The sequence below is a fragment of the Massilia agri genome (assembly GCF_024753255.1).
GTDB lineage: Bacteria > Pseudomonadota > Gammaproteobacteria > Burkholderiales > Burkholderiaceae_D > Telluria > Telluria agri.
Genome location: NZ_JANUHA010000037.1, coordinates 1 through 8736 on the forward strand (window position 1 = coordinate 1; position 8736 = coordinate 8736).

The 8736-nt window shown below is 68.6% G+C and carries 6 protein-coding genes; all 6 read right to left on the reverse strand.

All coding sequences use genetic code 11. The features are described from left to right. Positions 1-79: 79 nt before the first annotated feature. Complete coding sequence (locus NX780_RS24930; protein ID WP_258830586.1) at positions 80-1228, reverse strand: VWA domain-containing protein; 1149 nt, start codon at positions 1226-1228, stop codon at positions 80-82. Next, positions 1225-3438, reverse strand: a complete 2214-nt coding sequence (locus tag NX780_RS24935) for a DUF5682 family protein (protein ID WP_258830587.1) — start codon at positions 3436-3438, stop codon at positions 1225-1227. The genes NX780_RS24930 and NX780_RS24935 overlap by 4 nt, the downstream gene beginning before the upstream one ends. A gap of 10 nt (positions 3439-3448) precedes the next feature. Next, positions 3449-4543, reverse strand: coding sequence for an AAA family ATPase (locus tag NX780_RS24940; RefSeq protein WP_258830588.1), 1095 nt, complete (start codon positions 4541-4543; stop codon positions 3449-3451). Next, complete coding sequence (locus NX780_RS24945) at positions 4540-6123, reverse strand: DUF5691 domain-containing protein (protein WP_258830589.1); 1584 nt, start codon at positions 6121-6123, stop codon at positions 4540-4542. Before NX780_RS24945 ends, NX780_RS24940 begins: the two co-directional genes overlap by 4 nt. Continuing rightward, positions 6120-7460: an SWIM zinc finger family protein gene (locus NX780_RS24950; RefSeq protein WP_258830590.1), complete on the reverse strand. Its 1341-nt coding sequence runs from the start codon at positions 7458-7460 to the stop codon at positions 6120-6122. The genes NX780_RS24945 and NX780_RS24950 overlap by 4 nt, the downstream gene beginning before the upstream one ends. A gap of 466 nt (positions 7461-7926) precedes the next feature. After that, complete coding sequence (locus NX780_RS24955; protein WP_258830591.1) at positions 7927-8403, reverse strand: DUF6328 family protein; 477 nt, start codon at positions 8401-8403, stop codon at positions 7927-7929. Between the last annotated feature and the right edge of the window lie 333 nt (positions 8404-8736).

Below are 8736 nucleotides of genomic sequence, written 5' to 3' on the forward strand. Positions count from 1 at the left end.
AAGCAAAGCCCGCTCAGTTGATACTGAGCGGGCTTTTTGCGTTCAGATTCGCATTGCGAATCTTCACTACCTTCCGAGTTCAGGCATGCACGATGCCTGCTTGCGCCGCCCACTGTTCCAGGCTGCTGCGCTTGATCGCCGCTGCCATCATGTCGGGGAACAGGTCCGGCGTACAAGCAAAGACCGGCGCGCCCATCGCCGCCAGCTTCGCGGCATTCGCTTTGTCGTAAGAGGGCGCACCGCGATCGTCAAGCGCCAGCAGCACGATGACTTGCACGCCGCTGGCCACCAGGTAGGCCGCCCGCTTCAGCATCTCCTCGTTGTTGCCACCCTCGTACAGGTCGCTGATCAGCACGAAAATCGTGTCCTTGGGCCGCGTCACCAGGCCCTGGCAGTAGCCGAGCGCCCGGTTGATGTCGGTCCCGCCGCCGAGCTGTGTCCCGAACAGGACTTCCACCGGATCGTGCAAGGTCGGCGTCAGGTCGACGACCGCGGTATCGAACACGACCACCGAGGTACTGACCGACTTGATGGTCGCGAGCACGGCGGCGAACACGCTCGCATACACGACCGAGGGCGCCATCGAGCCCGACTGGTCGATGCACAGGACGATGTCGCGCAGCGTCTGGCCTTTGCGGCCGAAGCCGATCCGCGTTTCGGGGATCACCGTGTTGTACTCGGGCTGGTAATGTTTCAGGTTGGCCCGGATGGTGCGCAGCCAGTCGATCTCGTTGTGGCGCGGACGCAGATTGCGCACGGCGCGGTGCAGCGCCCCGCTGACCGCCTGCCGCATCGGACTGGCCAGCTTCTTCTCGAGATCCCGCACCACGCGCTCGACCACCTGGCGCGCCGTGGCTTTTGTCTTGTTGGGCATCACGCGGTTCAGGCTCAGGAGCGTCGCCACCAGGTGCACGTCCGGCTCGACCGCGCCCAGCATCTCGGGCTCGCACAGCATCTGCTGCAGGCCGAGCCGCTCCAGCGCATCCTTCTGCATCACCTGCACCACGGACGAGGGAAAATACTGGCGGATATCGCCGAGCCAGCGCGCGACATTCGGCGCCGAGGCGCCCAGTCCGCCGCGCCGGCCTTCTTCGTTGTAGAGCGCATTCAGCGCGCTGTCGAGGGCAAGGTCGGCCGGATCGAGCTGGATCCGCTCGTCCCCGCCGCCGAGGATGAGGCGCCAGCGCCGCGCCATCTCGCCCTGGTCAAGTTTGTTCGCGTTCGTCATGGGGCTTCCTGCGCAGCCGCGCTGCCAAGGATGGTTTGCAGGATCGGCAGCACGCGCATGGCGCGCACCCGGTCGACGTCGGCATTGCCGGCGACAGCGACGGATCGATCGCGCGGTCCGCCCGACACCGCACGCTCGACCAGCTGGCGGCGCTCGGGCCCCGTAAAGGAGCCGAAGGTGCGCCGCAGCAGCGGCAGCAATTCGATGAACCCGTCGGCCGGCTGCGCCATCAGCCAGTCGTTGACAAGCGCCCACAGCTCGTCGCTGTGCGCCAGCAGCGTACCGCCGCCATCGAGGAAGCCTTCGAGCCACTGGGCCGTCACCAGGGGCGGTACGGCCCTGGATGAACGCAGGGACAATTGGCGCGCCGCTTCCGCGCCTGGCCAGTGCTGCTGTTCGGCCAGGATGCGCGCACAACGGCCCGCGATGAGCGGGTGGCTCTGCTCGGAACGGGCCACCCGGTCGAGCGTGTCGTACCAGGAGGCGAGCTGCTCCTGGTCCTGGTAGCGCCGGATCGCGTGGTCGCCGCTGGCGATTTGCCGCAGCAGGACGGCAGCCGCGTCGTCCGCCAGGGCCCGCGCGCCGAAGGGCAGGGCGATGCAGGCGCGGGAGATCAGGCCGCCTGCGACCTGGCCGAGCGCGGAGGTGTCGGTCCCGCGCACGTCGCCATAGCGGATCGCATCGACCAGCGGCCCGACGGCTTCAAGCAGGAAGCCCGGATCCGGCGTCGCCGCCCCCAGGTCCCGGATGCGCAGCATCACCGGGGGCACCGCCGCCTGCAGGTCGGCCAGCAGGACGTTTTCCATCAGCCCGGTCAGCTCGGGCAGGGTCGCCGCTATTGACCCACGTTCGATCGCGCGGCCGTTGGCGGCGCCCTCCAGTGTCGCCCCCCACACGCTCGCTTCGATCAGCTCGATAGCGAACTCCGGCTCCCAGGCCAGCTGCCACTGTTCGTGAAAACTGCCGCTCTTGCCGCGCACGACCTGGCGCCGGCCCCAGCCCACGCCGACCATCGCCAGCCGGTGCAGCAGGATGCTTTTCTCGAGGTGCGCAGGCTGACGCAGGTCCAGCTCGAGCGGGACGGTATCGGCGCGCACCGGCATGCGCAGGCGCTTCTGCTGCGCCTGCACGTCCTGCACGAGGGGGACGGTCGGCACGTCGGCCGGCACTTCGCCGAGGCGGTCGTTGACCAGCAATTCGCGCCGGATCAGCTGCAGCGTGACCTCGCTGTCCTGGCAAAACACTGCGCGCACCGCCTCCAGCAGTTCGTCCAGGCCGGGGCGCGGCCGCCCGCGCAGCGCCGCCAGCGTTTCGGCCAGCCGCTGCGCGTCGATGACCTGGGCCGACGATGCGTCGAGGTCGTGCCTGCGCAGCAGGGCGGCGACGTCGGTCAACCAGTACAGGCCGGCCTGGTCTCCGTGTTCCCAGACATGGTGGTACCAGCCGGGAGAAACGACGCCGGCGCCATAGCCGCTGGCGAAGGTCAGCCTGCCGTAGCTCCACGGTATCCAGGTCGCGACCACCTTTTCCTTGGGCAGGCCCTTGAGCAGCTCGGCATCGCTCTTCGCGCTCGGCATCGAGGCGAGCGCCGGCACGTGCCAGGCGCCGCACACGACGGCGATGCGCTGGAAGCCTTCCTTTTCCGCGGCGCGGATCGTGTTGCGCATCCAGGCTTCGCGCCGCTGTTCGCGCAGCGTCATGGTCTCGTTAGCCGCCGCGCGCACCGCACCCATCATTTCGGCGACGGCATCGAACAGGTCGAGGCTGTCGCGCCGCTGCTCGACCAGGTGGTCCCACCAGGTCTCGGTGTCACCATAGCCCGCGGCCTGGGCCAGCCAGCGCAGCGGGTCTTCGCGCACCTCGTCGGGTTCAGGCGTCTCGTCCGACGTCTGCTCCGCGAGGCGATGGCTCTGCGGCAGGTCGCAAAAGCGCAGGGGCACGCCGTGCGCGTTCGCATGGCATAGCGCCTGCCATTCCGGCGAATAGGCGGCGAAGGGATAGAACACGGCGCGCTGCGGGGCCGCCGCCGCATACAGCAGCAGGGCAGCCGGCGGCGCCATCTCCTGGCGTCCGGCGAAGCCCACCAGCGCGTCCGCCTCGGGCGGGCCTTCCACCAGCAGGCAGTCGGGCTGCAAGGCGAGCAGGGCCTGGCGCAGGCTGCGCGCGCAGCCCGGCCCGTGGTGGCGGATGCCGAACAGGTGAACGCTCATCGCCGGCCGCTCAGTTCATGACGTCGCGGCAGGCGCGGTACAGGTCCTTCCAGCCGCTGCGCTCCTTCACGACGGTCTCCAGGTACTCGAGCATGGCGACGCGGTCCTGCACCGGGTCCTTCACGATGGCGCCCACCATGCCCGCCGCCAGATCGGCGCCGCGCATCACGCCGTCGCCGAAGTGGGCGGCCAGCGACATCCCATGGGTGATCACCGAAATCGCCTCGGCCGTGCTCATGCTCGACGTCGGCGCCTTGAGCTTGATCTTGCCGTCTTCGGTCGCGCCTTCGCGCAGTTCGCGGAACACGGTCACGATGCGGCGGATCTCTTCCAGCGCCGGCGTTTCGCCCGGCAGCTCGAGCGCGCGGCCCATGCCGGCCACGCGGGTCTGGACGATGCGCACCTCTTCGTCGGCGGTGCGCGGCGGCGGCAGCACCACGGTATTGAAGCGGCGTTTCAGCGCGCTCGAGAGCTCGTTGACGCCGCGGTCGCGGTCGTTGGCGGTGGCGATGATGTTGAATCCCTTCTGCGCCTGCACCTCGTCGTCCAGTTCCGCGATCGGCAGCACTTTCTCGGACAGGATGCTGATCAGGCTATCCTGCACTTCGCCCGGAATCCGGGTCAGCTCCTCGATGCGGGCGATTTTCCCCTCGCGCATGGCGCGCATCACCGGGCTCGGGACGATCGCCTCCAGGGAGGGACCCTTGGCCAGCAGGTGCGCATAGTTCCAGCCGTAGCGCAGGGCTTCCTCGCTCGTTCCCGCCGTGCCCTGGGCCACCAGCGTGGAGTCGCCGCTGATGGCTGCGGCCAGGTGTTCCGACACCCAGGACTTGGCCGTGCCCGGCACGCCCAGCAACAGCAGGGCGCGGTCGGTCGCCAGGGTCGCGACGGCGATCTCGATGATGCGGGGATTGCCGATGTACTTGGGGCTGATCTCGACGCCGTTCTCGAGCCTGCCGCCCATCAGGTAGGTCGCGACGGCCCAGGGCGACATCTTCCAGCGTGGCGGGCGCTGGCGGGAGTCGAGGGCGACCAGGGCCTCGATCTCGGTGGCGTACTGCGCTTCCGCGTGCTGGCGAAGGACGGTGGTGGGCGATGCGCTCATGCGGGCTCCTGGAAAGAATGCGACATCTCGTGACGGAAGCGTACGGTGTCGAAGAATTGGGCGATGTGGTCGTGGATGCCGCCTTCCAGGCCGCGGGCACGCCATGCGGCTTCGAGGGCGGTGACGGCCGGTGGATCGACGATGCCGGACAGGCTGTCGAGCGCGGACCTGAGTACCCATTGGGCGTTCTGGATGGACGACAGATCCTTCAGCAGGCGTTCGACGACCTCGCGCGACAGCGCCGCCGGCCACGGCGCCGGCGAATGTTCGGCGGCCTGCACGAGCAGGTCGAGCAGGACGAGTTCGGACTCGCCCCAGCTGCGGCGGCTCGCTCCCACGACGTCGGCGAGCCAGGCGTGCAGGTCGCCTGGGGCCATGCGGGAGAACAGGTCGAAGAAGTCGCGCGGGTACTGGTGGCGCATCGGCGCGTCGCTCGACAGCCAGAACACCAGCAAGGCATGGACCCACTCGGCCAGCTCCTGGGGCGAGGCCGCGCCGCGCACGACCGCGCTCGACCAGCCGCGCACCAGGGCGTGGGCGAAATCGTTGCGCCGCGCCATCAGGAGCAGTTCGCCCGGCGGCGTCTCCAGTCGCGCGGACCAGTCGCGTGGATCGGTGGCGGCCAGCAGGTCGACCACCCAGCCCGCCTTCTCTCCCAGGCCGGGATGCGACGCCGCGCCCACGCCGTCGCGCGTCATGGCCTTGTCGATGGCCTCCGGCAGGGACAGTTCGAGACCGGCGCGTCCAAGCAGGGGACGCTTGATCCGCAGCAGCGGCCCGGCGCGTGCCTGCAGGCGCCGGCGCAGCCCCGAGCCGGGCAGCTTCACCAGCACGGCTTGGGCGGCCAGGCGCACTTCCTTGCGACGGTCGTCGAGGGCGGCTTCCAGGAAGGCCTCGTCGTCCGGGCCGAGGTTCACGGCCAGGCAGGTCAGCAGCCGGGCGCGCAGCTCCGGCGCTTCGCTGGACCAGGACTCGGCCAGCGCCTCGCGGGCCGCGGCGGGATCCTCGGCACGCCATTGCAGCAGGGCGGCATGCCGCTGCTCCAGGCTGCCGGTCTCCCACAAAGCCAGCCCGTCCTGGCCGACGGCCGGCGCCGCCCATTCCCAGGCGGCGTCGAGGCGGGACAACCACTGTCCGCGCGCGCCCAGCACCGGCAGCACCTCGGCACGCAGTTCGGCATGCCTGGTTCCCAGTGCGAGCAGATTCGGCAGGAAGCGGGCGGGAATACGGCCGCCGTAGCGCTTCAGCCCGCGCAGCCATTCACGCAGCAGCGCCGCCTTGTGCCCGCCCTGCAGCAGGCGAGCGAGCAGGGCTTCGGCGCCGGCGGGACAAGGGCGCAAGTGCTCGGCGGGCGCGGCGTCCGGCGCCGCCCTCGTGATGTTTGCGGGACGCAGGCCGGCGCGCGACCACAGGGACCAGGCGGCAAGCGACAGCCAGAGCTGCGCTTCGGTCGCGTCTGCCGGCGCATCGTTGGGAGGCAGGATGGCTGCGAGTTCGGGCGGCAGCGCAGCCGGCCGCACGCCCGCGGCGCGCGAGCTGCCGACCTGCAGGAGGCTGTAGAGCTGGTCGGCGTCACTCATCCCGGCAGGTCCGTGTCGAAGTTGTAGAGGCGCCCCTCGTGCCATGCGCTCAGCGGAAGGAAGGCGTGGCCGTTCCACTCGCCCATCAGCCTGATCGGATGACCGCCGCTCAGCGCCGCCAGGTGCATGCCATGGCGGAATGCGGCGTCCAGGGGCAGCATGGCGCCGGCCGCGCCGCGCAGCACCCTCGCAGCGACGTCGGGCACGACATCGTCAAGCAGCGCCGGCCAGCTGCCCAGGAAAGGCTGGCTGGCCAGGGCGCTTGCATACGCATCCAGCAGCGCATCGAAACCCGCCTGCGCCGGCACAGACGCCGTCAATGGCACGGTTGCCGACTGCTGCCTGACCAGTGCACGCAGGGGCAGGGCGCTCGGATAGAAACAGAGCTCGCCATCGAACTGGGTGCCGCTGGGGAGGGTATGCTCGAAGCCCTGGGCGCCGGCGGCGAACTGCAGCAGCAGGGCCCAGCGCTGCGACGCCAGGCCGTACAGCCACGTCGTGCGGCTGCGGACGCGCTCTTCTTCATCGGTTTGCTGGGCCAGTACCAGCCAGCGGTCGCTGAGCGGCGCTTCGGCCAGCACTTCTTCTTTGGTGACCGAAAAGCCGACCAGGTTGCGCAGGTCGCGCTGCAGCAGTTCCGGCAGCGCATCGATGCGCTGCCATGCGGTGGTGAGCAGGTAGAGCGAGGCAAGCTCGTTGGCGACGCGGCGCTCCCAGTCGGGCAGGGTGGTCTGGAAGCACATCGCGCCTGCACGCCGCAGACGTGCGGCGAGCCCGCCCGCCTGTGCGTCGACCAAGCGCGCGGCCATATTGTTCCAGAAGGCCGGGCCGCGCTCGCGCACGCCGGCCAGGCCTTCCCGCGCGAGATCGCGCAGCCAGGTCTGGAGATCGGTCATGCCGCGGCTGACGTTCTGGTCGCGCTTTTCCTCGCGCTTGCGCGCCTGCGCCGCCGCGGCTTCCGGGTCGGCCGGCGCCTGCGCGCTCGCCTTCTCCGCCTTCTTTTCCTGCCGCTGCTGCCGGCTGTCGAGCCAGTCGCTGACCCACTGCGGCGCGGCGCCGGCCGCGAACAGCTGGGGATGGCTGCACAGCAGCAGATACAGGCCCAGGCCATGCTTGCAGGGGAATTTGCGGCTGGGGCAGCTGCATTTGAAGGCAGGTTCGGTGGCGTCGATCTGGGTGCGGTAGGGGACCTTGCCGCTGCCCTGGCATTCACCCCAGAGCGCCCGCTCGTCGCGGCCCAACTGGCTCCATTTCGCAGGCGTGGCCAGCTGACTGCCGGCCTTGGCCGAGGCCGCGTCGGGGGCGAGGGAGAGGATGTGATCGGAGGTGAGCGTCACGGGCGGGAGGTATGTCGGTGATGCCTCACTATACCTTGCTCATCCGCCGCTGCGGGGCGCCTGCCCTATGCCGCCGGGATAAAGTGCGCGCCCAAAGAAAAGCCCCGGTGTTTCACCGAGGCTCCATCCTGGCAGATAAACCACCAGGTTCCCAGCTGTGCGGCACCGCGGCGCGGCAGGTGGCGGGCTTCGCCCGTCTCCGCCTTCGTTCGCCCTTACCGCCGGTACTGTGCACGGCTGGGCCAGCACCCGCCTCCGTATACGCTCCCCCCGATACCGGAACTTTGGGTTTGGCGAGTGCAGCCCAGTTCAAGAAATCCTGCTGCGTCCTGCAGCTGACGTGCTTCGACCATGGCGCCCTGGTCACAGTTCGATCGAATTGCAATCGCTGTGACTTGACTCATTATCCACCTGCAAGAAACCTCATCTGTTCGACAATTCACACAAGGCGGTTTTGCTGAGCCCGCTAGCCTTTTTCGGCCGTCTTCCGGCCGTGGCGAGGCAGGAAGAACCAGAAGCCGGACAGCAGGGCGAGCGTGCCGAGTCCGGCGCCGACGCTCAGCGCCATGCGGGCGGACATGCCGCTTGCGACGACGTGGATCACCGTAAACATGTCCAGCGCCAATCCGGCCGCAAGCGGCCCGAGCGCGCCGCGGATCATCCTGGACGAGAGCTTCACCATCGACTCGGTCGCGTGACCGCGGCAGGTACGGTAGTAGATCGCCGGCGTCATTACCATGGCAATCGAGATGACCACCATGATCATGCCCAGGGCATGGCACGCCTTTGCGTAGTCAGCCAGCTCGGCGAAACGGTCGTTGAAGACGGCGATCGTCTGGAAGCCGAACAGGGCCTGGACTCCGGGGAGGACGACGCGCGCTTCTTCGATGATATTGCGCATCTCCATGTCATGTTGTTCCTGCTCATCGTGCTTGTATTCCATGACTCAACAGTACGCCCAAAGCCCCGAAGCATCAATGCGCACACCGTTGGAACCACTATGGGACATCGGGCCGCGAGCGCCAAGCACAATCTTCCGTCCGCGCCTTGCTGAGTCGCAGCAAGGTCACGCGGCTGTACGCGCGCTTATCGATTTCGGGAAAGCGTCTGCCACGTCAAGAGCGACGAACCTGTCGGGTTCGAGCACGAGGGAAGACGCAGCGCATGTGCGGTCCAGCGTGCTTGCGGAGCACCGTGAGAATTTGTTATAGTTCGCCTCCGCTTCGGCAGGGGTCGAAAAAAGGTTAACGTAATCAAGTGGTTACGTTGGCAAGAT